This is a genomic window from Aequorivita sp. IT1183, from assembly GCF_058068265.1.
This window is the reverse complement of the sequence record NZ_JBYRHS010000007.1, coordinates 87,812-111,812: the sequence shown is the minus strand read 5'-3', so window position 1 is coordinate 111,812 and position 24,001 is coordinate 87,812. Positions and strand designations below refer to the sequence as shown.

Sequence of the window (24,001 nt, the reverse complement as noted above, 5' to 3'; positions counted from 1 at the left end):
TCTTCTTATTAATTTCAATTTGGCAGTTCTTAATTTCAATTTAGCCATTCTTAATTTCAATTTGGCAGATTCCCAATCGAGTTGAGAATTGTTATATCACTTGAAAACCATGTGCATAAGGGTCATCTTCATCATCAATAGTAATAGTATTTTGCCCATAAACTTTTGCCCAACCTTGAATACTTGGTATAATGGCAAGTTTTCCATCTAAAAGGGTTTCTTCTTCAACACGCCCAATAAACTTACTGCCAATAAAACTTTCGTGTACAAAAGGTTGGTTAACTTGTAATTTTCCTTTGGCATATAATTGTGCTAAACGTGCGGAAGTACCTGTCCCACACGGGCTTCTATCGATGGCTTTGTCGCCATAAAATACTGCGTTTCGTCCAGATGAATTAGGATCTATAGGATTACCGGTCCACAACATATGGGTTACATCGCGAATGGTTACATTTTCTGGATGAATAAATTGATTTGGATATTTTGCATTAATTCTATCCCGAACTATTTGAGAGTATTGAATAATCATACCAGCAGTAAAATCGTGCACTCCAGAGAAATTTTTCTGTGGATCTACTATAGCATAATAATTTCCGCCATAAGCAACATCGAAGGTGATTTCGCCTAATTCAGGGCAATCGATAGTTAGATTTTGAGCTGCTAAATAACTTTTTACATTAGTAAGTTTTACCCAATCTACTTTATTATTTGTTTGCTGATATTCAATTTCTACCAAACCAGCTGGAGCTTCCATTCTAATTTTTCCTGGAATTTTAGGCGTAACCAAACCTTCTTCAATAGCAATGGTAATAGTGCCTATAGTACCATGACCGCACATTGGCAAGCACCCGGAGGTTTCTATAAATAATATAGCAAAATCATTTTCTGGATTATCTGGTGGAAATAAAATGCTTCCACTCATCATATCGTGACCGCGAGGTTCAAACATTAATCCTTTTCTGATCCAATCGAATTCTTTTAAAAAATGAAGTCGTTTTTCGTTGATTGTTTTTCCAATCAATTTTGGACCTCCACTTTTTATAACTCTCACTGGATTTCCGCACGTATGTGCGTCTATGCAAACAAATATGTGCTTACTCATTCTTCATTATTTGTTTTAATCCATCCACAACTCTAAAGATACCTAAAGGATTTTCGTCTTTTAATTCCTCTGGCAACAACTCATTTGGCCAATCTTGATAGCTAAAAGGACGAACCCAACGTTTTATAGAATTGATACCAACTGCAGTAAATCTGCTATCTGAAGATGCAGGATAAGGACCTCCATGAACCATCGATTCACAAACCTCCACTCCTGTTGGAACTCCGTTGAAGATAATGCGTCCCACTCTATTTTGAAGCGCAGCAATTACTTTTGAATAATTGGCGACTTCATTTTCATCTGAAATTACAGTTCCCGTTAATTGCCCTTCTAAACTAGCAATAACTACTTCTAATTCTGCTGCGTTTTCACATTGAACAATCATAGAAAAAGGTCCGAAAACTTCTAAATGTAAGGTTGGATTTTCTAAAAATGTTCTTCCCGTTACAGTAACAATGGCTTGTTCTGCGTAATTATTTTTTACTTCAGAAGAATAGTTGGCTGTAACGGTAACTTGGTCTTGAGAAACTACTTTTTCTTTGTTCTTTATGTATCCTTTTTTGATATTTGGATGCAACATACAAGATGGATCTATTTTGATAATTTCTTCTGAAACAGTCGTTATAAAACTTGTGAACGATTCACTTTTAATACCAAGAATTAAACCCGGATTTGTACAAAACTGACCCGTTCCTAAAGTGATAGAACCCGCATAGGTTTTTGCAATTTCAGCTTGTCTATTCTCTAATGCTTTTGGTAAAATTACAACTGGGTTTATGCTTCCCATTTCTGTAAAAACCGGAATTGGTTCTTCTCTTTTTGAAGCTAAATCTAATAAAGCCCTCCCTCCTGTTATACTGCCTGTAAAACCAACTGCTTTTACTTTTGGGTGGGCAACTAACTGCTGCCCTACTTCTATTCCGCTTGAATTTAAATTAGAAAAAACGCCATTTGGCATTGCTGTTTTTTCGGCGGCTTTTATAATTGCCGATGCTACTAATTCACCTGTGCCAGCATGCATGGGGTGCGATTTAACAATTACCGGACAACCTGCAGCTAAAGCTGCTGCCGTGTCTCCACCAGCTGTAGAATACGCCAAAGGGAAATTACTTGCCCCAAAAACCACTACGGGACCTAAGGGAATTAACATTTTGCGGATATCAGATTTTGGCATGGGTTCTCGGTTTGGTTGGGCTGTATCTATGGTTGCTTCAACCCAAGAGCCTTCTGCAACCAGGTTTGCAAAAGTTCTTAATTGCCCTACTGTCCTACCCCTTTCACCTTTTGCTCTTCCTTCTGGCAAACCAGTTTCTAAACAATACATTTTTACAAGCTCATCATCTAAAGCTAAAATTTCATCTGCAATTGCGTTTAGAAATTCGGCTTTTTTTGTTCCGGAAATAGTTCTGAATTCTTTAAATGCATTTGACGCTAAAGAAACTGCTTTTTCTAATTCTTCTGAAGAAGCTTCAGTAAAAACAGTAGTGTTTTCTAGGTTTAATTCTGGATTGAACGTTTTATACGTTTTGTTTCCTGAACTTGAAAGTTGATTGCCTATGTAGTTTTTTCCTGTTATCATATTCTATAATTGTATTGTTCTGTGTAAGGTTTGAAACGGCATCCTTTACAGTCGAGTTCGAGTTTTATTTCAATTAATATATAAAATAAAATGTATCGTAAACAAATAGTAAGATATCGATAAAAACCCGGCTTTAGTTCTGAATGTTTTTAGCACTAAAGAACACTAAAATAAGGTTATAAATTTTTATAATCTGGCAGTGTTGGTCTTGTTGCCAGTGCGTCTGTAATTACTTTTTCTACTCTTTTACGCTCTTCACCTTGCAAAACAAGTCTTGGGGCTCTAACATATTCATTGCCAATACCGGTATGTACCGATGCTAATTTAATATATTGTACTAATCTAGGGTGAATATCTAGTTCTAAAACTGGCATAAACCATCTGTAAATTGCAATAGCTTCTGGAATTCTGTTTGCTTTTACCAACTTGTAAATAGCCACTGTTTCTGCCGGAAAAGCATCTACCAAACCTGCTACCCATCCATCTGCACCCAAAACTAAACTTTCTAAAGCTAAGGTGTCTACCCCAGTCATTATTGCTAATCTGTCTCCAAACCTATTTTTAATTCTTGTAATATTGGTGGTATCCCTGGTAGATTCTTTTACTGCCTGAATATTTGGGCAGCTGTCTAATAACTCTTGAAACATATCTAAGGTCACCATTATTTTATAATCTACCGGATTATTATAGATCATAATTGGCAAGGAGGTGCTATTTGCAACAGCTTTAAAATAGTGTACAACTTCTGCATCACTAGCATTGTAGCGCATTGGAGGTAAAAGCATCAAACCACTTGCGCCATCTTCTTCTGCAGATTTAGCTAGTGCAATTGCGGCTTTTGTGGTTTGTACTGCAATATTCATTAAAACAGGAACTTTTCCTGCTACAAACGCAACAGTTTCTCGTGTTAAGCTTCTGCCCTCTTCCTCTGTTAAAGTACTTGCTTCACCTAAAGTTCCACCCAAAACAATACCGTGAACACCTGCGTTTAGCTGCGCTTGGATATTCACTTTAAACATGTCTAAATCTAATTCATCATCAGAATTAAATTGTGTTGTTACTGCTGGCATTATGCCTTTCCAATTAAATTTCATATTGTTTCTATTTATTTGATGGTATAAAATTATAGAAATGCTGTTCGTTAGAATACTCTTAAATTATTCACTTTTAGTACTATATTATCCTTCATAAACATTTTTAATATATTTTTGAAGTATTTTGTACCAATGCTGAGTAATAACATCCTATAACCATTTCTGTATAAATGAAAGTTTTACCTTTTAAAATTCCGAAGCCAGAAAACAATGCTCTGATTTATCAAGAAGATATTGAATTGGTTTTTTATGATAAACTGCATCAACATGATGAAATTCAGATAAGTTTTATTGAAAGAGGAAATGGAACTTTATTGGTGGGAGATCGTATTTTCAACTATGCTGAAAATGATATTTTTGTTATTGGCAGCAATTTGCCTCATGTGTTTAAAAGTGGTGAAAACGGAGCAATCAAATCGAAGATGCTGACGCTGTTTTTTACAGAATCCTCTTTTGGTGAAGCTTTTTTTGATTTAAATGATTTTGCAGAAATAAATCTATTTTTCTTAAAATCTTCGCAGGGGTTTGTTGTAAAAGTGAATAAAAAGGAAATTATTGATTCCTTTTTGAAGCTTAAAAAAGCTTCTAAACTAGAGCGTTTTATATTGTTTTTAGAGATTTTAAAGATCATTTCAGTTTCAAAATATGAACCTCTTTCTAATTTTGTGTACAATAAAAAATATTCTGATGTTGAAGGAAAAAGAATGAGAGATGTGTTTGATTATACAATTGAAAATGCAAACCAAAAAATAACTTTAGATGAGATTGCAAACATTGCAAATATGACAAAGAATGCTTTTTGTAAATATTTTAAAAAACGAACAAACAGGACGTATATTAGCTTTTTAACCGAATTACGTATTGAAAAGGCTTGTAAATTATTAATTGCGAACAAGGATTTATCTATCAACGAAATTGCCTATAAATGTGGATTTAATAACATTTCAAATTTTAACAGACAATTTAAAATGATAAAATTGATGTCGCCCAATAGGTTTCGAAAGCTTAATGTTTAAAATTATTTTGTAGAAATTTCTATAAACATAGAACGAATAATGGCTGCGGAACAGAAAGTGGATAATTATGGTGGTAATTATTTGTGAATTTTGGCATAAGTTAGTTATAGGCTACCTATGCCTTAACCATACCTTATCTATGGCTTTACTATGGAGTAAACACGGGTGAACCTAGTCTTTGCCTAGGCCTTGACCCGTCCTTGACCCGTCCTAAAATAACTATACAGGTTAAAGAATAAATCCTAATATAGTTATACAAATGTAACTGATAATCCTAAAAGAACTATACATCTGTTTTTTCATAGTTAAAATACTCTCGCAGCCTTAGTTGCTTAGCTATTTAGAGGAAACTGCTTTATGTTTTGAAGATTTAAATTATGAGGGGCTAAATTATTAGATTACCGCAATACATTCCATTGCTTTTGCTGTTTTAAAAGGCGTGAATGTATTGTTTAATTCATTGCCGAAATGTATTCCTAACCAGACACTTATGGCAACATCTGTTGGAAGGGGTTTTATGATTGGCGTATTTAGTTGTAGGCTAATTTCAGGATGTTCAATGTTACATAATAACGGAGGGGTTTCTACAGTATTACCTAAGGCATTGACCGCTGGATGATCTAGTGTGTACTTTTGAGTTTTGGGACTACATTTAATTGCAGAAACCAAGCTTATGGCAGCTGTAAGCTTGAAATGTGATGCAGATTTAGGGTATTTATTCAGGTCTAGATGGCTGCTATTTTCAATTTTGATAGTAACTAGTGAACGGTCGCTATTTACTAAAACAGTTGTTTTTGCGGTGTAAATTTGGTTAAATATTTGCTTTTCATCTAGTTGCAACCCAATAAGGGCTTCGGGATAATTAAAAACGTTTGCCACTCTTCGTCCCTTGATGCCCCTACCCTTATGTATTATTTTACGACAGCGGCCGGTAAGGCGACTTGTAAAATAACTATCCTTAAAGGTTCTCAAATTTCCCTGTAAGCCGGTATAAATGGATTTTGCGAGCATATTTGCGCCAGCAAATTCCGTTACATTAGCTTTTACGGTAGCGAAACGAGGATCGTATAAAATTTGATCTCTTGTAGGAGGCGATGATTTACGTTTAATGTATTCTCCATTTAGCATATAGTAGGTAAAACCTTTAATGGTACCGATTATCCTTAGTTTTGAAAACAATCCGAATGACATTGTGTTGATTTTAAGGTGATTATATAGCTAAGATAAAAAAAATAATTTTAAGTTTGATGGTGGTAGGTGCTGGCATCTTGGGGTTGCCGCGGTCGTACCTCCCTCGCAATGACCCCTTCGACTCCGCTCAAGGCAGGCTTGGGTTGTGATTTTCATAAAAATCTATTAGATTTATTACTGTGAAAATTTCGCATGTATATATGATGACCAATAAAAATAACACTGTTATCTATACTGGTGTTACTTCTAATCTTGTTAAGCGTGTTTACCAACATAAAAACAAGACCTATAAGGGGTTTACGAGTCGGTATAATTGTGATAAATTGGTTTTTTATAAAGAGTTCACCTCTATAACTGAGGCTATTGCTTTTATAAAGAAAATAAAAGCGGGAAGCCGAAAAGATAAGGAGCGGCTAATTAATACCATGAATCTGAATTGGGATGATCTTTCAGATGGAGGTGTGTTGTGATGGTGGTAGGTGTTTGCATATTGAGGTTGCCGCGGTCGTGCCTCCCTCGCAATGACTGAGTTTGTGATGGTGGTAGGTGCTGGCATCGAGAGGTTGCCGCGGTCGTGCCTCCCTCGCAATGACTGAGTTTGTGATGGTGGTAGATAGTGGCCTGAAGAGGTTGCTGCGACCTTCGTTTCGGTGCTTAGAGTAAAATGACTGTGTTTTAAACAAAGAAATAGCTTACATATCTATTTTTTCAATCTGTAAGCCTAGAATAATAATGTCAAAAATTAATGAAGAAATGTGTTGTTTTTTACCTCAGTTCTTTGTTGGCAATAGTAATTTGTTACTCTTTTGTTTTTTTAATTGGTTTAAATCCGCAGTAAATTACCTGTTTTTTTTGGTCTTCAATTTTTTCTATTTTGTTAGAATTTGCGTTTACAAAAAAACTTTGTTCGGAATATTCATACCATTCCTCAAAGTCAATTTCCTGCTTTTCGCTCACATTAAAATCTTCTTGGATTAACCAACAAAATGAATTTACTTCATCTAAATACGATAACTCGATAAAATCTACTTTTTTATCCTTAAATCGCTCATCCGATTTTACTTTTTCTAATGCGAGACAAGGTTCAATCAGGTTTTCAAATTTAGGATTGAGTGAGAAGTCAGGAAATTTGTTTTCAGAAATCATTTTTCCGTTCTTGTCAAATTCCAATCCAAATGCGTATTTAAATCCGTTATTCCGATAAGTGTAGAGAATCCAATAAGTAACATTGTAGTTCGACAATTCATAAAATTCGGGTTTGTCATATTCCGCTTTTACTGAATCCAGATAGTTTACTTGAAATTCGCCCATTTCCAATTTATTGTAAAAGTCAGCATTTGCACGTGTAATAATATATTCTTTTGCTTTTTTTAGAACAAAGTCAGAATACTTCTCAATATTTTTAACATCGTATGGGTAAAAAGTATTTTCTCTCTCAATTGAATCTTTATGTTTTATTTCAAATGGAATATAGTTTTTTGTACGTGACATATAAGTTCCACCTAATTCCAGTTTATCAATATCATCACATTGAGCGAATCCATTGATTGAAATTAGAAAAATTATTAATATGCTAAAAGTTTGTTTCATTATTATTGCCAACATGCGGATAAAAACTATATAGTGTTTATTCCAATTATATAATTAGATTAATATTTCTAAATGTAACAAAAACAAAAACCCACCAAGTACGGAAAACCGTAAAGGGGGTATATTTAATCGGGGAGAGTTTCAAATATAGGATTTATTTTTAATGCTGGAAGCTTTAGGCTATTGGTTTTGAAAATAAGTGAATATGTGAGTTTATGATTAAGTAAATGTGGGGGTTTAGAATTATCAGTTTTGGGTGGTGGTCGCTCGTCGTTCGAACCTCCTCCTTAACTTCTTCCCAAAAACTCACTTTTTGGAAAGCACAACTGAACATGACCAAACCAACACCCGAACAAAACCCCAATAAAACGAACTAAAACTTTGATTGGGTTTGATTGGTTCCAATTTGTGTTGATTTGCGCTAATCTGTGTTGATTCGGTTTATCCATTTGGGAAATAATAGCGACAAAATTTGTTATTCCCAATGTGCTCTATAGTTTATATTCCTTTTGTTTGATGTAACAAATAGGTCTCGACTGCGCTCGACCGGACAATGGAGCCAGGTGTAGTACTATTCACGATAGCAAGGAGCATCATCAGATTGCCGCGCTTTGCTCGCAATGACGGTTCATTCAATCATCATCCCTATCGTTTTGGCCAAGGAGTTTACGACTGTTGTAATCTGCACTAATTTAGTTCCATTCATGTTTAGTTCCATTAATGACAGCAAGTGGCCTTATAGGATTGCCTCGCTTCGGTCGCAATGACGACCCATTGATGTGAGTGCCGTGCTTCGGTCGCAATGTCGGTTTAAGTGATATTAAAAATCATAACTACTTTTCTTGTATCTCATCATTTGGGGGATATGAATCATTCTGAAAATCCATAAATTGGAAGTAGATTTCTCCAAGTAAAAATTTTATTTGGCCATCTGTCAGGTTCTCAAGTTGAACCTGCATTTTTTCATCTTCTATTAAATAAGTCAAAAATCTTCCTAATATTTCTTCATCAATATTTAGATTATTAAGCATATAATGGCTGTAATTTTCTTCTAATAGAATCAAATTCGCCGTTTTCTTTTCAAATTGGATGTATTTCTTGAGGCGTTTTGTTCTTCCACTTATAGCATTTATGATTGGATCTACTTGTAAAGAACCGCCTAGAAGTCCCAAGAGATGGATAGGTTTAAAATCCCCCGCGGTGTATAATCTTCTTTCATTTGTAGATAAGGGTTTAATTTTCTTATTAATAATTCCCAAACTTACTGCGTCAAATTTGGATTTTGATATAATAGAAACTTCATCCAATTCATTAATTCTATTAAATATTGAATACGGAGGGAAAACGTTAGAATCTGCAGCATTTATTGAATCCTCAATTTTTTTAATTTTTATAAGAGAATCTTTCGCCTTCAAATCCTTGTTAATAGTATCATGAACTTGTAATCGATTTTCAATAATTTCTTTATTCTGAGAAAAAGAATAGGCCGAGTAAAAGATCAAGAAAAAGGTAAATGTGAACTTCATTCTAAATTTGAATATGTATAATAAAGTTGGTTAAATGCAGTAGGAATGACGGTTATCTCCACTCGTACTCATTGTTTAATACATTATTAGCGTTCAAACCAGCCACCCATCTCCCACTCCTCCGAAACACTTACTAAGGAGAGTTCCATAAAACTTCGCATCCCCTCTCGAGCGCTGGCGCCTGTACTGAGCAGGACTGTAATGCGGTATTCTGCCCCCAGGTGTAGTTCTTTTTATGACAACAAATAGCCTCAAAGGTTTAATTACGTTAAGCTTCGATTTGCGATGGCTTATAGACCTAGCAATGAAGACATCATTGATACGATTGCTTCGCTGCTTTCCACTGCCATTGGAAGTGGGAGGAGTTTTTTTAGCGGGTTGCTAAATAAGGGGCTTTTTAATTTCAAAAGGAGGTCTCGACTGCGCTCGACCGGACAATGGAGTCAGGTGTAGTACTATTCATGATAGCAAGTAGCCTCATGAGGTTGCCGCGCTTCGCTCGCAATGACGGTTCATTCAATCATCATCCGAATCGTTTTGGCCAAGGAGTTTACGGATTAAAAAAGAAAACCTAGAACCTACAAATACAATTCATAAATTCATCTCTAGCTAGTAATCAAATTTCCATACCTTTGTTCCGTATTTGGTTTGTATCTGAAAAATTTCAGAACAATTAAAAGGGAAATAGGTGAAAATTGATGAAGCCGCCGGTTGAAAAACCAAGTCTTCTTAAATCTTTAAATCCTATGCTGTTCCCGCAACTGTAAGCTTTGTCCGCCTAAGGCGGATGCCTGTAATTAAAAACTTCAAAATAATCCACTGTCTACCTTGGTTGATGGGAAGGAAAATTACAGGACGCAAGCCAGGAGACCTGCCAAATTGCAATAATTTAAAAAACGCTGGCTTTCGGGTAAAAGGCTTTAAGTTTATGATTTTATTTATAGCTTCTTACTGCTCTTATTTAACCCAGACTTCTCAAGGGACAAGTGTTCTTGTCGGCATTTCATTTTTTAAACACATCCATTATGGCGAAATATAATTTATGGCATATGGCGGGCCTGGATATTTTCTTAGAGTCTCTAAACGACCAAGAGCTTAAAAAGTACACAACAAATCTGGCACCGCAATCCAATGCATCTCCTTTAATAAGTTGGCGGGATACTGCAGATTTTTTTGCACCAAGAGAGCCTTTAAATTCGCTGGAAAAAGATAGAATTACATTAGAGTTAATGGAAAGTCAATTTCAATGGAAAACAGACTTTAACGAAATATTGAAGCATCCATACGACGCATTGATTGTAACCAACTCGCTGCAAACGATACTGTGGACCAATCCTGGGTTCTTTAAAATGACAGGCTATCAAGCCAGTTATGCACTTGGAAAAAAACCTTCTTTTTTGCAAGGGGATCAAACTTCAAAAGAAACCAAGGAACTTATAAAGGAAAATCTTTTAAAAGAGATACCCTTCACTTCAAAAATACTGAACTATAAAAAAAACCAAGAAGAATACTGGTGTAAAATACAAATCTTCCCAATGCAAACTAAGAAAGGTATTACCCATTATTTGGCATTGGAAACTGAACTATTATGAACGTAAAAGAAAGAATTTTAAAATCAGAAACCCGCATATTTAAAGCGGTTTTCCCAAATACAACCAATCATTACGACACGCTTTTTGGCGGTACCGCTATGCAGTTTATGGATGAGGTTGCGTTTATCACTGCCACACGCTATAGTAGGCAAAGAATGGTAACAGTTTCTTCAGACCGCATCGATTTTACAAAACCCATTCCTGCAGGAACCATTGTAGAATTGGTGGGGCAAGTTGTGCATTTGGGAACAACGAGCCTTAAGGTGAAAGTTGAAATATTTGTTGAGGAAATGTATTCTTACAGTCGGGAAAAAGCGGTAAGTGGAGTATTCACCTTTGTTGCGATTGATGAAAATAAAAATCCTATTAAATTAATATAATAGGCCTTTTCACTAACATTCATCCTATACCCTGCCCACGTGGGTGTCTCTCCCGTGTTCTCTGAAATGTATCACGCTTACTGATAGGAATACCCAACAATTACTCAATATTGACCAGCTGCTAAAACGGCGTCGGTGGAAACACGGATTAATCAAAGAAAACTGTGTGGCCGACACAGGCTACAGTAGTGGCGAAGATGTATTCTATAGAAAACCGCTAAACCTATTACCGCTCGCTATCAAAAATCTCCTTTACAGCCATTCTATATTTTACAGGATTGGCGGCTTTTTTGATCTTTTTATAGGTTTTTTGCGGATTCGAAAAAGATTGCGAAAAATATTCCCAGAAACCTAACATCTTCATTTTAATTGGTGTTGGCCCAGATAAAATTGCATCGTATTGTTGGTAGATTTCGTCGTGAAAAGCTTCAAATAAATCCCAGCGATTTTCAGGATAGTCTGTAGTATTGTTTTTTATCATACTCGGTAAAAACGGATCGGCAATTAAGCCACGACCAATCATAAAATGATCAATACTTGGGAAACGCTCCTGCATTTTCTTAAACTGTGCCACCGTGGTAATATCGCCGTTATAATACAGTTTGTGTTTTGCGGCGTCAACACATTTTTGAAAAGCGTCTAAATCTACGCCGCCTTTATATAATTGTTTTCCAAGACGCGCGTGTATAGCAACGTTTTTAAGCGGATATTTATCGAGAATAGGAAAAGTGTGCAGAATTTCGTCACTATGCTCATACCCCATCCGCATTTTCATTGAGACCAAAATATCGGTTTCATTGTGAACACGTTTTAAAATAGCATCTATTTTATTGAAATCGCAAATTAAACCAGAACCCATGCCACGATTTGTAACCATTGGGTACGGACAACCTAAATTCCAGTTTAGCTCTTTATAACCAAATTGTTGCACGTATTTAGCAACAAAAATAAACTCGTCGGCATCATTTGTAATTATCTGAGGAATAACTTCTAAAGTAGCGTTGTTCTCTGGTAATAAATCGCGCTCGTATGATTGCTTCACTTCCATCTTGCCATTTAAACGAATATAGGGCGCATAGAAAGTATCTATACCTCCAAAATATTTGTTTTGTGCATTCCTAAAATGAAAAGTGGTAAATCCCTGTAATGGCGAAGATAAAAGTGTAAAACTCATAGTTTATTTGCTGGGGCAAATATAAGCGAATTGTTTATTGGTTTTGATTTTTATATAATCCTAATACAAGACTATTGTAAAGCGATAAGAGATTTGAGTTGAGATTTTAAAATCGTTTTTGGAATAAGGTTTTAGAAGAAAAGAAAGTCAATTGATTTTTCCTCTAAAAATAGAAAAACACATTCCACTCAATTAAACCACCCTCAAATAGTATCTTTGCCATAATTAATATAAATGGTGCATTAAACTGCCATCTCAATACTATCTATGCCTTTTAAAAAATTACATCCTGAAATACAAGAGCGACTTGAAACTCTAGAAATAACGACCCCTACTCCTTTTCAGAGCAACAGTATTCCTGTAATAAAAAGTGGTACTAATGTGTATTGCATCGCTCCATCAGATAGTGGGAAAACCACCACGCTTATCCTAACAACGATGCACGCTTTAAAGTGCAGAGAGATCGGGAATGCCCCAAGGGCGGTAGTTCTGGTAGAAAATAAGGAAAAGGCAATGGAGTTGTACGATGCATTTTTATTGTACACTAAATATACTTCGTTACGTGTTTATGTGGGCTATGAAGAGCTTCACAACGATGTGCAAAAATCTGAGATTGCAATGGGAGTCGACATACTTATTTCTACGCCTAAGTCTATGAACAAGTTGTTTTTAACCAATGGCGTAAGTATCGCAGATTTAAAGATATTTAGTATTGACGACGCCGAGTTTTTAATTCAGAAGTCGTCGTATTCGGCTATTATGTCTATTGCACAAAGTATTCAAAGATGCCAGTATGTGCTGTATATTGAAAAAATGCACCCGATGCTTAAGCGTTTTGAGTCGTATTTTATGGAGTTTTCTAAAAAGGTTACTCTAAAAAATTAAAAGGTCTCTGTTTTCATAAATTACTATGGCCTAAAGCAACATCTTGTTATACTCACTTTAGTTTCAAAAAGAACAATTGAACTGTAAGACACAAATACTGTGTGCTTTACGAATTTGCTTTACTTTCTTCACTTTCTTCAATTTGCGTTTTAGTTTTAGGTATCGATACTAAATGAAGCGCTAATAACTCCTGCCCTATAAATTTTAATTTAAAAAATCATTTTTTTTTCCGACATTGACCATTGAAATTTTGAAAATGTACAAACTTAAAAAATAGCTACAATGGCAGATGATTTTGATTTATTAGAAACAGATAAAAATACCACAAAGGGAAAGGTAGATGTTAATTGGGGCAAGGCTGTAGACCAAATGAAGAGCAAGCTAGCCCAAGAAGATGATCCCGAGGTTAGACAGCGAATCCTGAATGCAACTTTAGATGATGTTGTAGGAATGGCCGAAAAAGACCGTGGTAATTTGTTGGATGCCATTAAAGATCTTACCGATTACCAAGATGAAGTTGGAATTGTTTTTGAAAAATTCAGTACGCTAAATCCAGCGGAACAAAAGGTGATAGATCAGGCTATAAAAGCACTCGAGCGTGCAAAAATGGAACTTGAAGATGCCGAAAAAATAACAGATAACTGGTGGAATAATCTTTGGGGCCGAAAAGCGAGAATTAAGAAAAAAGAACAAGAACTCGTTGCCGCCCAAAAAACACGCGACGGCGCAGATATGAAGGCGAAGCAGATGTTCCAAACGCGTATTGAAAGCGCAGACGTGCAAACCTTGTTAAACGAACTTTCATATAAAAGTCAGGCTGCGGTAGATCGTCTTAAAAATCGTGAAGTGGAAATTAAAGAGGTTGAAGAAAAGCTTCAAGTAGCAATAGTTGAAGCCAGTAAAAATCATACAAAAGCCTTAGAAAAAAAGGAAGAAACCGAAGCCAAGTTAGAGGAACAATACGCGCTTTTAAAGCAGTCCCGACAAGCTTTGGAAGAAATTAGCGACAAACAATCTCCAGAATATAGCGAAGCCATTGGAAAAGTTACAACTATTGAACAAAAGGTTGAAGAATTGGAAGGGCTTAAAAATGCCTACACTACTCTGGCCGCGAGTAAAGATAGTTTTGTTCAAAAGCACAATCTTACTATTAAGGTATTAACGTCTTTACGCAGCAACCTGCAAACGCATCGCGCAAAATTAAAGAGCGACACAGACGAGCGACTTAAATATTACGACGGTTATGTTGTGGCTTTAAAAGCAAGAACAGATCAAGAATTTGCCGCAATTTTGGAACACTTAGGAGTTAAAACAGATGAGCACATTGGTGCAACCCTAGCTTCTATGCACAGTGCAAGCGCCAAAGCAAGACAAGAAATGATGGACAACATTCCGGTTCACGAAAAAGTAATGCAAGGAGTTTACTCTAGTTATGCCGAATCTTTACAAGAAATCAGGAAAAAGGATGGTGAAATTCAGAAAAATTTCGCCGACCGTTACGGTATTGATATGAAAGAAATCTTTGAGGAATATTACGCAACAGACGCTAACGCACCTTCTGGAAATGACAACAATCCAGCGTCGAAAAAGCCGAAAACAGATGTACAGGATGATTTGCTTAGTTAGTTTGGTAGTCGGTAGTGAAAATGACGTAAGACTATAGGACGTAAGACGTAAGACTGAAGGACGTAAGACGAAGGACAAAAGGACGTAAGACTGAATGACGTAAGACGTAGGACTAAAAGTGTAAGTTTAGTCTTAAATCTTTCAGCGAAGCAGTCATAAGTCTTACGTCTTAGAGCGAAGCGGTCCTAAAGCGAAGCGGTCTTACAGCGCAGCGGTCTTACGTCTCATATCTAAAATCTCAAATCTGAATAAAATAAATGTCACTAAATTCCATTGCAACCCCTTTAGACAGTGCTATTCTTGAAACCAAGGATCAGTACAAAGTGTATTTTAAGATTGTAAACCATGCGTTTAAAAATCTACAGGAAGCGATGTCGAAAAAGGGTATTTGCAGTGAAACAGAAGTCACTTTTATAAAACAATACTGCGAGCTACTCACCTATTCCCTCGAAGCCTTCAGAATAAAATACTTGTTTGACGATGAGGAAAAAATGCGCATTGACCTTACCGAATCTGGATTTCCTAATTATTTGGAATTTAGATACCTTATCAATGATCTTAATTTAAGGCACGAACATTTAAACAAGTTGCCCGATATTGATACGCTTAAAAAGGAGTTTTTGGAAACCCTTTTAAAGGATCGCGAACATATTTCAGAAAGAAAACTACAGCAAGCGGCATCTATAATTTATTATACTTCGGTAGATCAACACTATATTTTCAGACGGTTTATTCAAGGGAAAATAGTGACGAATGTAAATAAAACCGAAGGCGAATATATGGTAAGTTGGAGTTTTTACGACATTACCCTTAACCGTGCGTTTATCTGCTTTTTGAATTTCGATTTGTACAAAGAAACGCTCGAAGAATACACTCCAAATATTTACGAAGTGTTAGAAACCGTTGCCGATAGGAATATGAGTTTGGATATGATGGCGTATGCTATCGACAAAAAGTTGCCTAAGCTATTGCCTAAAAAATTACGGGTAGTAGATTTTGGTCCGTTACATAGCATTTTCGCAAAAGACGAACTCGATATAACTCACGTTTTGTTGCAAGGCATTGTAGATAAAACGGTAGATATTTCGGCATATGCCATGGCAATTTCAATAGATGAAATAAATAGTTCGGGTAATTTTAACGAAGGCAATATTTTCAACAGACAAGAATTGCAACTCTGGGAAAGTAAAAAGCGTCAGAAGTATTTGTTTACCTCCCATCGCGTGATGCAGCTTCTGTATGATAAAATCCCTGAAACACTTCATTCACTCACTTTAGACCCATTTGAAATCCCCGAATTAAAATTAAATTAATGGAACACAACAGTACATTTCCCATAAAAATTTCGGAATTAGAGGCACTTCGCGATGAAGCAACTTCCTATTTAAAAGGAATTCAATGGGAACAGGGCAACAAAGCAAAACGCCGCGACAAAAATGTGGCAGATACTTCAATTATGATGTATTTGGCAAAGGCGAATGGCACAGCCAACAACGAAGTAATATCAATTTCGAAAACAATCTTAGCCTTAAAGAAGCGATTGTTACCAGATTCTATAGCCATTCCGTTGCGACTAAACCAAGCGCTTTTGTCGTTGCAGGAGGGACTAACAATGGCCATTTGGCTGCGCGATAATTACTCCGATGCCTCTGGTTTATCTGGTTTAAGCGAAAAACTCTCTACTTTAGACAATGGGCAAAGACACGAATTTGATAGCAAACAGCAAACCGCCACGGCATTTATGCTCTACGGTTGCGCCTACCGGATATTATACGATTTAAAACCGAGCGTTTCAGACGATTTGGCGGTAATGAAAAACAAGTTTGCCGGCATACCTGAATTGTCGCTTATGTCGCCACTGAAAGGTATTTCGTGTATGTTGTTTTACTTCGACAAATACTTGAATCACCCAGAAATTATAACCAGCGATGAAGATGTGGTAGTTTTTAGTGTTGTCTTTTTTGAAGCGATTATTGTTGAAATTCAGATGCGAATTGCTTCCCTAGATTTTACCGAAACCATTGAAGATAGAACCTATAAACTTGAGAAAAGCGAATTTGCTATTTCGGGCTGGGAAAACACTATGGAAGGTACTGCCAAAAGTGTTGAATTCAATAAAATACAATTTGAAGAAATTGTTGGAAACCGCGACGCCAAACACTTTGCACGGCGTTTAACCGAACGCATGTTGAGTTATGATTTTGAGGCGAAGAAAAACCCTTTTCAAGAATTGGGCGGGTTTATGCCGGTATTTATGGGGTATGGAATTCCGGGTACAGGAAAAAGTATGCTTATCGCAGCAATTGCAACTAGGTTGAAAATGCATTGCGAGAATCTGGATATTCCGTTTCTTTTTCACCCAATGCCAGATACGTTAATATCAACTTTTCAAGGAGGTAGCGCCGAAAAAATGGTGCAATGGATGAAGCCATTAAGCGACCCTACAAAACTAATATTTGCGCCAATAGACGATGCCGAAAATAATCTACAGGAACGTACCGCACAAGGCGTTTCGGCGGGTGTAAAAGAAGTTATCGGCGTTTTCTTAAGATATACAGAAGGGGCTTACGCCATAAATTATGGCAATAGCAGCATCGGTCTTTTTACCAACTTGCCCGAAATGCTAGACAAAGCTGTAATAAGTCGCGTGCAAGGCAGGTTTAAAATTGATGGGGCACGAACGATTCCAGATTTTATAGACCAAGATTATCTTTGGTGGCGCAAGTTTGAAAAAACGATGCCCGATTTTATAAATATGACAAATCCTGAAAAATATACATTTTTAAGCGAACAGGGATTGGTTAATAATTTGGGTGAAATATTAAATCAGAGTGAAAAACCAACTGAAGCGAAGGTTTTGGAAATTTACGAACGTACGGAAAGCAAATTCAAGACCAATCAGCATTTGTTTTTTGCGGAGTTATATAAAAATATTCAAAAGGAATTTGCGTTTTTCTCTTCCCGAGATATCAGGAATATTCAGAGTGCTATTTCGTTGCGATTATCAGATTTCGACTTACCGAAGCAATGGTTCGAAGACCCGACGCTTTATTTCAAAAAAGATTACGACACCAAGTTTAAAATGTTGCAGGATTTGATGAAACAGAATATGAAAGGCCTTAATTTTAGTGATATTAGAAGGCAGGAAACAGTGCGCTATTTAGACAATGTTGCCACAATTGCAGATACCGATTTTAAACGTCAGGTTGATAGTAGGATTGCCGATATGAAGGTGCAATTGGCCGCGAGGAAGGAGTTTGAATAAGGCAGTGGCAGTGGGCAGTAGCAGTAGCAGTAGCAGTAGCAGTAGCAGTAGCAGTAAAAGAAAAAAAATATTCGTGTATTCGTGGTGATAAAAACTAAACATCTCAACTCATAAACTCTAAACTTTTTGGACAAATTAATACAAGCTGGATTATTTGGCGATGGCCTCGTAAACGTGAACGGCAGTTTAGTTAAACGCTACAACGAATGTTTGGCTTTGCTTGGGGTTTCGGCAAGTAAATTGGCAACGTTTTCAATAGATGCAAACGGATGGAGCCCAGAAATTGCGGAAGAAAAAAACAACAACTTTTATCTAAATATTGGAGAGGCAAATGCCAATGCTATAATTATTTCGCCGCAACAGGAAGGCAAACCAGTTTTTATGCCCTACCACAGTTTTGACCGTAATTTAATGGATGCTGTTTTTGCTGCGTATCGCAATCAAATTAAAGATATAACCAAAGATTCTGCCCTCGTGGTGCAGTTAGATCAAAACATAGACGCCTATTACGAAGCCTTTGATTTATTGAATTACAAAAAAATAGCAATAAGTTTTCAGGTGCTGGGCGACCTGCAAGCAAAACAAAAGGAACAGAATGACCTTATAAAACTATACGAAAAAGGCAATAATTTTATCAATCGAGAAATTCATCAAAAGTTACTCGATTCTTCCAAAAAGAATGGCGATTTACGCAATCGAAAACTTAAACTGACCGATTTGAGTTTAGATATTACATCATTTTACACAAAAGCTTTTGGAGGCGTATTTGTGTTGCAGGATTTTATAAAACCAATCCTCGTTTTTGAATCGAAAGAAACCTTCAATCAAGCAATTAAAAATACTACCTATGATGTTTTGCTATTTCATATTGAACACGAAGAATTACTAACCACGCTTAAACGCGATATAATCACTGAGATTAATTATTCGAAAGCAGCAAAATCAGAACGGTACGAACGTATAAAAAAACATCTTTTTTCAACCTATTTAAGTAAAACAGATCACCCAATTTGCGATATTTTAAACAGTAGATTATTGTTTAAAAAATATTTAAACGAATTACCTGTTGCAGCACAAAAGCAAATTATGTGCGTTGAAATATACAATCAGAAAAAAGCCGTTGAAAGCAATTTAGTGCCTGAAAATATGATAGAGCTATTTTATTTAAAGGCTTTACAGGAACCACATTCTTCGCTTCAACCAGAAGATCAGGAAATAATTTGGCAACTGTTAACTAAAGTTTTACCTGCCGACCCCGTACATTTATATTGGTACGACAAAGAAAAATTCTACAAGCAATTTGCATTGTGGGGCGATAGTTATAAAGATTGGGCAATAGATTGTATCTTAGAAGAACTTAAAAACGAAATACAATGACTTTTGAAATCATAGTTTTTATCGCCGCAGTTCTATTCGGAATTATCCTGTATTGGACAGAATCTAAGAGCAATCGAATTTACCGATTTTTCAACAAACTTACGCATAGCAAAGAGTTACAGATGAAACCTGAAAGCCGAAAAGGATTTGTACATCACCAGGATTTTCTCATGCGGTTGGTTTGGATTACGTTGTTGTATCTAATTGCAGCCGCAGTAATTGCAGTAGTATTACCGTTTGTGGTTAATTACATTCAGTATTTTATTTCGGCAATCGTGGCGACAATTCTCGGAACATATATAGCCTCATTGTTTCTTTTTGCCAGAGATAAAACCAAGAAAGAAAATCTTGAAAAAGCATACAATAAAGGCAAAGAAACCATCGGCGAATTTACACAAGACATCCGCGATAATTTTGAACCGGAAGAGGATATTGAACCCGAGCCAAAACCAAGTACAGAAACCGAAGAGCCGAAGTTAAGTGCTAGGGAAAGGTTGAAGAATAAGGGGATGATTAAATAGAGGTGAGACATTAGACTTGAGACTTGAGAAAATAAATTATTAGCGTTTGAAACACATTTAATTTTGAATTGATCGGTATGAAAAAATATTGGCTAAAAGGGCCGAAACAAAAAAGGATACTTATAATTAGCGGTTTTGTATTGCTGCTATTGCTGTTTTTTTTACGGGATGATTATCAACCGGTTTTACTATTTCTGCGGAGGTTTATTTTTCTTATTATAATTAGTGCTCTATTTTTATGGTTCACACTTTCAAAATTTAGGAGTGCAGCCAATGGAGGGCGACGTATTCTTATTTTGTTGGGAATTGTGGCGTTTTTTGCAACTAGCTGGCTTTTTGGGTGGCAAATTGGACTGTATAAATTTATGCAGAGCTATAACGTATTTAACAATCTGAATTTAACTGAATTAAATGAGCTTCCCTTAACCCAAAATGAACGTATACAACCGTATAACAATATTGTTACCATGGCGTACGAAAGTATTGGTGAAACACAGGAAGTATCGCCACCACAACTAGTGCGGGTTGATAGTACTAACCAATGGACAATGGCTGTACAACCAGCAGCGGAATATACTTGGCAGCGCATAAATGATAATACTGAAGAACTTTTTTCTGTTGAAAGCACCTCGCCTTTTCCAAGGTTTTCAGATAAAAATAGAATTCCAGTAACATTTTCAATTGGCGAATCGCTTGCTTTTAGCCGAAACACCTACAATGCGGTTGTGCAGCGTTTTAATATTTTTCAACTTTTTAATTTAGAACCCACTGAAGTTTTTTATATGAAAGACGATAGCGGTAAATGGGTTCAAGTGGTGAGCTTAATTCGTTGGAAAGGTTTCTTCTTTCCCTACCCTGCTTACGGAGGCGTGATGGTCATTGACGCTGGCGAACACAATTTCACAGATTATCTAGAACGAATTACAATTGGGAAAGGCACGTATATTCCTCCCAACGAAATACAAAATCATCCGTATTTAACGCGTCAAAATACATTGTCGGAAAGAGTTTCGAGACTCGAAGCACAATCCTTGCAATTTTTGGCAGGATTTACAGATCCGCTGCCTTGGAATATGGAAACGGCAGTAAAAATTCCAGATTTGGAAGACGATCAAAATCAGCAACCTTTTGTAACAGATTTTGATTTTAGCGGAATGGATATTGATGCATACAACGGCCTATATCATTGGTTTGGCTTAGAACCAATTGGCGAAGAACGCACAAGTTTATCATTTAGCGTACTTGTGCCTGCAGATGGAACAGATAAGTTGTACTATTACAATCACGCAGCAAAAAAAGAAGGATTGGCCGGAGTTAGTGCAATGCCTTTAAAAGTAATTGAATCGAGAAAAGAATACGATTGGTCAGTGAATAAGCCGGTAGAATTCCGACCTTTTATAAAGGAGATTGCTGGAAGAAAACGATTGTTTGTACTTTCAACAGTGACTTCAAAACGCGACGACAGCAAAAAATTTGACGGTGCCGCCACCCCAGATTTGGCATTGATAGATGTTGAATATCGCGACGTAATTTGGGTAGATGCAAAACACCCAAGCGAATGGAACGAAAAAATACTAAAACAATTGGGCGAAACTTGGAAAGCTTCAGAAGGCCTTACCGATAAAGATTTATATCCCGAGAAAATTGAAATTGATGTTCGGCCCCTGGTTGAAAAGGATTCGGTTTTAATTGAAGGGGGGGCTGGACGGAAATTGGTTGAGGAGAGTGGTCTGTAGTGTTGAAGGGAAAGACTTAGGACCGCTTCGCTATAGGATTTATGACAGCTTCGCTGTACCGACTTTGGTTAAATTATTAATGATTTTTAAATATAGTACATAGATTTGATACCTAAACTACATTACATATCTCAGGGAGAATCTCCGGCTGCGCATTTGGAAAACATCCAAAAGGCTTGCAGTTCTGGGGCAGAATTGGTGCAATTGCGTTTAAAAAATGTTCCGGAAAAGAAACTTTTAAAATTCGCGGCAGAGGCTAGAGAAATTACTTCGCATTTTCAAACTAGATTGATTATTAACGATTTTTATAAAATTGCCAGAGAAGTAAAAGCAGACGGCGTGCATTTAGGAAAAACTGACTCCTGCCCTACTGTTGCTAGAAAACATCTATACTCTTGGCAAATTATTGGCGGCACCGCAAATACCATGCAAGACTGTGATACACTCCTTGACAAGCAAGTAAATTATATTAGTTTAGGCCCGTTTAGAGAAACGGCAGCGAAAGAAAATTTACCCGCAGTTTTAGGTTTAAAAGGCTATGCTGCCATTCTTGATATTTTGAAAACCGGCACCCCCATTCTCGCTGTTGGCGGTATTACCACAGCCGATGTAACAGCCATTCTCGAAACAGGAATTTCTGGAGTTGCCGTTTCCGAAGCAATTACTCGCGATTTTAATTCAATAAAAACATTTAATGAATTGCTTAATGCGTCTTCTACTGCTGAGCAAAAATATACGTTTGAATGATCGGGAGTTACGAGTTACGAGTTACGAGCGATGAGCGATGAGCGACAAATGAACGACGAGTTGCGAGCGACGAGCGACGAATAAACGATGAATTATGAGTTATGAAAATATAGCTTCGCCTATAATTGCGCTATTAGTTCTTTTTGTGTTTAGTATCTTGCATGAATAAATCTGTATTATGAAATTAAACTTATTGTCTTGTGATGCTCAGCGGCCAGATAAAAGAGCGATAGCTAACTGTATGGTTACGATTTCATTGAATATGAATGATTCCTTAGCCCATGAACTTACAGATATACTCTTAGAAGGAGATGCTGTAGACATTGAGGTTGAAGATAAAGACAGTGGTTCTGCTTTAAGAGCTTTACGAAAACTAGCTATTGACTACGAAATTATTGAATGACGAAGTTTTACTTTTTAAACAATTAAGAATTTAAAACGTTATTAATAGCACCTTATCTTATTTGGCTTCGAATGGCTACGTTTTTTAAAGGCGTATGTTCTCCTAAAAAACTACACAATACTATAGAGTTGAAAGTGCAAGCAACCGAAGGTTTATTTAATTTCTTTTAACCTATAACTCGCTAATAATGCAAGTATTACGGCTATTATTACTAAAACTACTTTAGGTTCTGGTCTTGCGAAAAACTCCAGTCCTAATGCTGATAACATCGTAATTAATAAAAATAAGAAGGCTATTTTTCCAAGGGTTTCGCTCTTATTGATTGCAAATAGTAGAAACATAACTGCCAGGCCTAATTCTGAAATACCGGTAAATATTCGGAAAAAGTCCGCATCTATTTCAATAGCATTCTCAAATTGCTTAAAACCTGCAATACTCTGCGGTTTTCCTAATAATTTAGGGATTGCAAAAAAGGTCATTACCCCAACTATTGCAAAATTGATAATTTGATTTAAGATTTTTTTCATTTTAATTTTCTTAAAGCATTTAATATATCTTCAGGTTCAGCTCTATTTCTATAGTCAGCATCTAAAAAGGCGTATTGAATTATTCCTCTATTATCAATTACATAGGTTGCAGCCAGAGGTAATTGGTTGCTATCATCACCATTCTTTTCACTCAGACCAAATCCCGCTTCATAAATGGAAGCAACTTCGTTTGTTAGTTGAAATACAACACCATATTCTTTTCCGATTGAATTACCAACATCGCTTAAAACTGTGAATTTTAAATTGTTTTTTTCTGAAGTGCTTAAAGAATTATCCGGCAACTCGGGAGTTAATGCTATAAGCTTTGCCCCTGCTTTTTGGAATTCGGGTAGTTTTTCCTGTAAATAGTGTAATGTTATATTACAATAAGGGCACCACCCACCTCTATACCAAGTTAAGATTACAGGTCCGTTTTCTAATTCGTTGTATAAAGAAACAGACTTGTTTAACGCGTTTTTAAGTGTGAAATTTGGCGCTGTATCTCCAACATTCAATGCCTTATCCAGAATTCCAGAATCTGCTACGGTTTTTATTCCTTCAGCATAAATTCTACTTTTTTCTTCGGTGAATTTACCTGCACCTTCTTTACGTTTTACGTCTAACAAGGCGTCTAAATCACCTTTATTTTTCATTGTTTCCATGTTTTTAC

General features: G+C 36.3%; 22 protein-coding genes and 1 riboswitch. Of the genes, 13 read left to right on the top strand and 9 right to left on the bottom strand.

From position 1 onward, the window contains the following. Positions 1-91: 91 nt before the first annotated feature. The 3 genes from AC3RVF_RS15045 to AC3RVF_RS15035 form a co-directional block, all read right to left on the bottom strand. Positions 92-1,102, bottom strand: coding sequence for a 4-hydroxyproline epimerase (locus AC3RVF_RS15045; RefSeq protein WP_489693705.1), 1,011 nt, complete (start codon positions 1,100-1,102; stop codon positions 92-94). Further along, on the bottom strand, positions 1,095-2,681 hold the full coding sequence (locus AC3RVF_RS15040) for an aldehyde dehydrogenase family protein (protein ID WP_489693704.1): 1,587 nt from the start codon (positions 2,679-2,681) through the stop codon (positions 1,095-1,097). Before AC3RVF_RS15040 ends, AC3RVF_RS15045 begins: the two co-directional genes overlap by 8 nt. 176 nt (positions 2,682-2,857) lie before the next feature. Further along, entirely contained in the window at positions 2,858-3,775 is a 918-nt protein-coding gene (locus tag AC3RVF_RS15035; protein WP_489693703.1) for a dihydrodipicolinate synthase family protein, read from the bottom strand. 170 nt (positions 3,776-3,945) lie between these two features. Here AC3RVF_RS15035 and AC3RVF_RS15030 point away from each other — a divergent pair, with 170 nt between their 5' ends. Then, positions 3,946-4,791, top strand: a complete 846-nt coding sequence (locus AC3RVF_RS15030; protein ID WP_489693702.1) for an AraC family transcriptional regulator — start codon at positions 3,946-3,948, stop codon at positions 4,789-4,791. Positions 4,792-5,184: 393 nt separating this feature from the next. On the opposite strand, the gene AC3RVF_RS15025 is transcribed toward AC3RVF_RS15030, so the two are convergent. Next, the gene (locus AC3RVF_RS15025) at positions 5,185-5,982 is read right to left on the bottom strand and encodes a hypothetical protein (protein WP_489693701.1); all 798 of its coding nucleotides are present in this window, start codon (positions 5,980-5,982) and stop codon (positions 5,185-5,187) included. A 200-nt stretch (positions 5,983-6,182) separates the two neighbouring features. Between AC3RVF_RS15025 and AC3RVF_RS15020 the strand changes: the two genes are divergently transcribed. Beyond that, complete coding sequence (locus tag AC3RVF_RS15020) at positions 6,183-6,452, top strand: GIY-YIG nuclease family protein (RefSeq protein ID WP_489693700.1); 270 nt, start codon at positions 6,183-6,185, stop codon at positions 6,450-6,452. 328 nt (positions 6,453-6,780) lie between these two features. Here the strand turns inward: AC3RVF_RS15020 and AC3RVF_RS15015 are convergent, their stop codons facing one another. Both AC3RVF_RS15015 and AC3RVF_RS15010 read right to left on the bottom strand, forming a co-directional pair. Next, a complete protein-coding gene (locus tag AC3RVF_RS15015) occupies positions 6,781-7,572 on the bottom strand; it encodes a hypothetical protein (RefSeq protein ID WP_489693699.1) in 792 nt (263 codons plus the stop codon). A gap of 833 nt (positions 7,573-8,405) precedes the next feature. Further along, on the bottom strand, positions 8,406-9,098 hold the full coding sequence (locus tag AC3RVF_RS15010) for a hypothetical protein (protein ID WP_489693698.1): 693 nt from the start codon (positions 9,096-9,098) through the stop codon (positions 8,406-8,408). 627 nt (positions 9,099-9,725) lie between these two features. Then, a riboswitch (cobalamin riboswitch) is annotated at positions 9,726-9,991 on the top strand. Positions 9,992-10,123: 132 nt separating this feature from the next. Here AC3RVF_RS15010 and AC3RVF_RS15005 point away from each other — a divergent pair. Beyond that, positions 10,124-10,690 carry a PAS domain-containing protein gene (locus AC3RVF_RS15005; RefSeq protein ID WP_489690021.1) on the top strand — a complete coding sequence of 189 codons (567 nt, stop codon included), beginning with the start codon at positions 10,124-10,126 and terminating at the stop codon, positions 10,688-10,690. Next, complete coding sequence (locus tag AC3RVF_RS15000) at positions 10,687-11,070, top strand: acyl-CoA thioesterase (protein WP_489690022.1); 384 nt, start codon at positions 10,687-10,689, stop codon at positions 11,068-11,070. Before AC3RVF_RS15005 ends, AC3RVF_RS15000 begins: the two co-directional genes overlap by 4 nt. A gap of 226 nt (positions 11,071-11,296) precedes the next feature. Here AC3RVF_RS15000 and AC3RVF_RS14995 read toward each other — a convergent pair whose 3' ends face one another. Continuing rightward, entirely contained in the window at positions 11,297-12,244 is a 948-nt protein-coding gene (locus AC3RVF_RS14995) for a tRNA dihydrouridine synthase (protein WP_489690023.1), read from the bottom strand. 267 nt (positions 12,245-12,511) lie between these two features. Between AC3RVF_RS14995 and AC3RVF_RS14990 the strand changes: the two genes are divergently transcribed. The 9 genes from AC3RVF_RS14990 to AC3RVF_RS14950 all read left to right on the top strand — a co-directional run bounded on the left by AC3RVF_RS14990 (position 12,512) and on the right by AC3RVF_RS14950 (position 22,804). Beyond that, positions 12,512-13,129: a DEAD/DEAH box helicase gene (locus AC3RVF_RS14990; RefSeq protein ID WP_489690024.1), complete on the top strand. Its 618-nt coding sequence runs from the start codon at positions 12,512-12,514 to the stop codon at positions 13,127-13,129. A 282-nt stretch (positions 13,130-13,411) separates the two neighbouring features. Then, on the top strand, positions 13,412-14,755 hold the full coding sequence (locus tag AC3RVF_RS14985) for a microtubule-binding protein (protein WP_489693697.1): 1,344 nt from the start codon (positions 13,412-13,414) through the stop codon (positions 14,753-14,755). Between the two features lie 257 nt (positions 14,756-15,012). Then, complete coding sequence (locus AC3RVF_RS14980) at positions 15,013-16,068, top strand: hypothetical protein (RefSeq protein ID WP_489693696.1); 1,056 nt, start codon at positions 15,013-15,015, stop codon at positions 16,066-16,068. After that, positions 16,068-18,020, top strand: coding sequence for an AAA family ATPase (locus AC3RVF_RS14975; protein ID WP_489693695.1), 1,953 nt, complete (start codon positions 16,068-16,070; stop codon positions 18,018-18,020). Before AC3RVF_RS14980 ends, AC3RVF_RS14975 begins: the two co-directional genes overlap by 1 nt. Positions 18,021-18,146: 126 nt before the next feature. Beyond that, the gene (locus tag AC3RVF_RS14970) at positions 18,147-19,397 is read left to right on the top strand and encodes a DUF6638 family protein (RefSeq protein WP_489690028.1); all 1,251 of its coding nucleotides are present in this window, start codon (positions 18,147-18,149) and stop codon (positions 19,395-19,397) included. Further along, complete coding sequence (locus tag AC3RVF_RS14965) at positions 19,394-19,918, top strand: hypothetical protein (protein ID WP_489690029.1); 525 nt, start codon at positions 19,394-19,396, stop codon at positions 19,916-19,918. Before AC3RVF_RS14970 ends, AC3RVF_RS14965 begins: the two co-directional genes overlap by 4 nt. Before the next feature lie 77 nt (positions 19,919-19,995). After that, entirely contained in the window at positions 19,996-21,654 is a 1,659-nt protein-coding gene (locus AC3RVF_RS14960; protein WP_489693694.1) for a hypothetical protein, read from the top strand. Positions 21,655-21,759: 105 nt separating this feature from the next. Next, positions 21,760-22,401 carry a thiamine phosphate synthase gene (locus AC3RVF_RS14955; protein ID WP_489693693.1) on the top strand — a complete coding sequence of 214 codons (642 nt, stop codon included), beginning with the start codon at positions 21,760-21,762 and terminating at the stop codon, positions 22,399-22,401. Between the two features lie 178 nt (positions 22,402-22,579). Then, positions 22,580-22,804 (top strand): hypothetical protein, encoded by a 225-nt coding sequence (locus AC3RVF_RS14950; RefSeq protein ID WP_489690032.1) that lies wholly within the window; start codon positions 22,580-22,582, stop codon positions 22,802-22,804. A 152-nt stretch (positions 22,805-22,956) separates the two neighbouring features. Here the strand turns inward: AC3RVF_RS14950 and AC3RVF_RS14945 are convergent, their stop codons facing one another. Together AC3RVF_RS14945 and AC3RVF_RS14940 are read right to left on the bottom strand one after the other, a co-directional pair. Continuing rightward, positions 22,957-23,331, bottom strand: a complete 375-nt coding sequence (locus AC3RVF_RS14945) for a DoxX family protein (RefSeq protein WP_489693692.1) — start codon at positions 23,329-23,331, stop codon at positions 22,957-22,959. Beyond that, the gene (locus AC3RVF_RS14940; protein ID WP_489693691.1) at positions 23,328-23,984 is read right to left on the bottom strand and encodes a peroxiredoxin-like family protein; all 657 of its coding nucleotides are present in this window, start codon (positions 23,982-23,984) and stop codon (positions 23,328-23,330) included. The genes AC3RVF_RS14945 and AC3RVF_RS14940 overlap by 4 nt, the downstream gene beginning before the upstream one ends. Between the last annotated feature and the right edge of the window lie 17 nt (positions 23,985-24,001).

Excerpts from the sequence above, each read along its gene's own strand:
- AC3RVF_RS15045 (WP_489693705.1), bottom strand. The coding sequence starts at position 1,102 with ATGAGTAAGCACATATTTGTTTGCATAGACGCACATACGTGCGGAAAT.
- AC3RVF_RS15040 (WP_489693704.1), bottom strand. The coding sequence starts at position 2,681 with ATGATAACAGGAAAAAACTACATAGGCAATCAACTTTCAAGTTCAGGA.
- AC3RVF_RS15035 (WP_489693703.1), bottom strand. The coding sequence starts at position 3,775 with ATGAAATTTAATTGGAAAGGCATAATGCCAGCAGTAACAACACAATTT.
- AC3RVF_RS15030 (WP_489693702.1), top strand. The coding sequence starts at position 3,946 with ATGAAAGTTTTACCTTTTAAAATTCCGAAGCCAGAAAACAATGCTCTG.
- AC3RVF_RS15025 (WP_489693701.1), bottom strand. The coding sequence starts at position 5,982 with ATGTCATTCGGATTGTTTTCAAAACTAAGGATAATCGGTACCATTAAA.
- AC3RVF_RS15020 (WP_489693700.1), top strand. The coding sequence starts at position 6,183 with ATGATGACCAATAAAAATAACACTGTTATCTATACTGGTGTTACTTCT.
- AC3RVF_RS15015 (WP_489693699.1), bottom strand. The coding sequence starts at position 7,572 with ATGAAACAAACTTTTAGCATATTAATAATTTTTCTAATTTCAATCAAT.
- AC3RVF_RS15010 (WP_489693698.1), bottom strand. The coding sequence starts at position 9,098 with ATGAAGTTCACATTTACCTTTTTCTTGATCTTTTACTCGGCCTATTCT.
- AC3RVF_RS15005 (WP_489690021.1), top strand. The coding sequence starts at position 10,124 with ATGGCGAAATATAATTTATGGCATATGGCGGGCCTGGATATTTTCTTA.
- AC3RVF_RS15000 (WP_489690022.1), top strand. The coding sequence starts at position 10,687 with ATGAACGTAAAAGAAAGAATTTTAAAATCAGAAACCCGCATATTTAAA.
- AC3RVF_RS14995 (WP_489690023.1), bottom strand. The coding sequence starts at position 12,244 with ATGAGTTTTACACTTTTATCTTCGCCATTACAGGGATTTACCACTTTT.
- AC3RVF_RS14990 (WP_489690024.1), top strand. The coding sequence starts at position 12,512 with ATGCCTTTTAAAAAATTACATCCTGAAATACAAGAGCGACTTGAAACT.
- AC3RVF_RS14985 (WP_489693697.1), top strand. The coding sequence starts at position 13,412 with ATGGCAGATGATTTTGATTTATTAGAAACAGATAAAAATACCACAAAG.
- AC3RVF_RS14980 (WP_489693696.1), top strand. The coding sequence starts at position 15,013 with ATGTCACTAAATTCCATTGCAACCCCTTTAGACAGTGCTATTCTTGAA.
- AC3RVF_RS14975 (WP_489693695.1), top strand. The coding sequence starts at position 16,068 with ATGGAACACAACAGTACATTTCCCATAAAAATTTCGGAATTAGAGGCA.
- AC3RVF_RS14965 (WP_489690029.1), top strand. The coding sequence starts at position 19,394 with ATGACTTTTGAAATCATAGTTTTTATCGCCGCAGTTCTATTCGGAATT.
- AC3RVF_RS14960 (WP_489693694.1), top strand. The coding sequence starts at position 19,996 with ATGAAAAAATATTGGCTAAAAGGGCCGAAACAAAAAAGGATACTTATA.
- AC3RVF_RS14950 (WP_489690032.1), top strand. The coding sequence starts at position 22,580 with ATGAAATTAAACTTATTGTCTTGTGATGCTCAGCGGCCAGATAAAAGA.
- AC3RVF_RS14945 (WP_489693692.1), bottom strand. The coding sequence starts at position 23,331 with ATGAAAAAAATCTTAAATCAAATTATCAATTTTGCAATAGTTGGGGTA.
- AC3RVF_RS14940 (WP_489693691.1), bottom strand. The coding sequence starts at position 23,984 with ATGAAAAATAAAGGTGATTTAGACGCCTTGTTAGACGTAAAACGTAAA.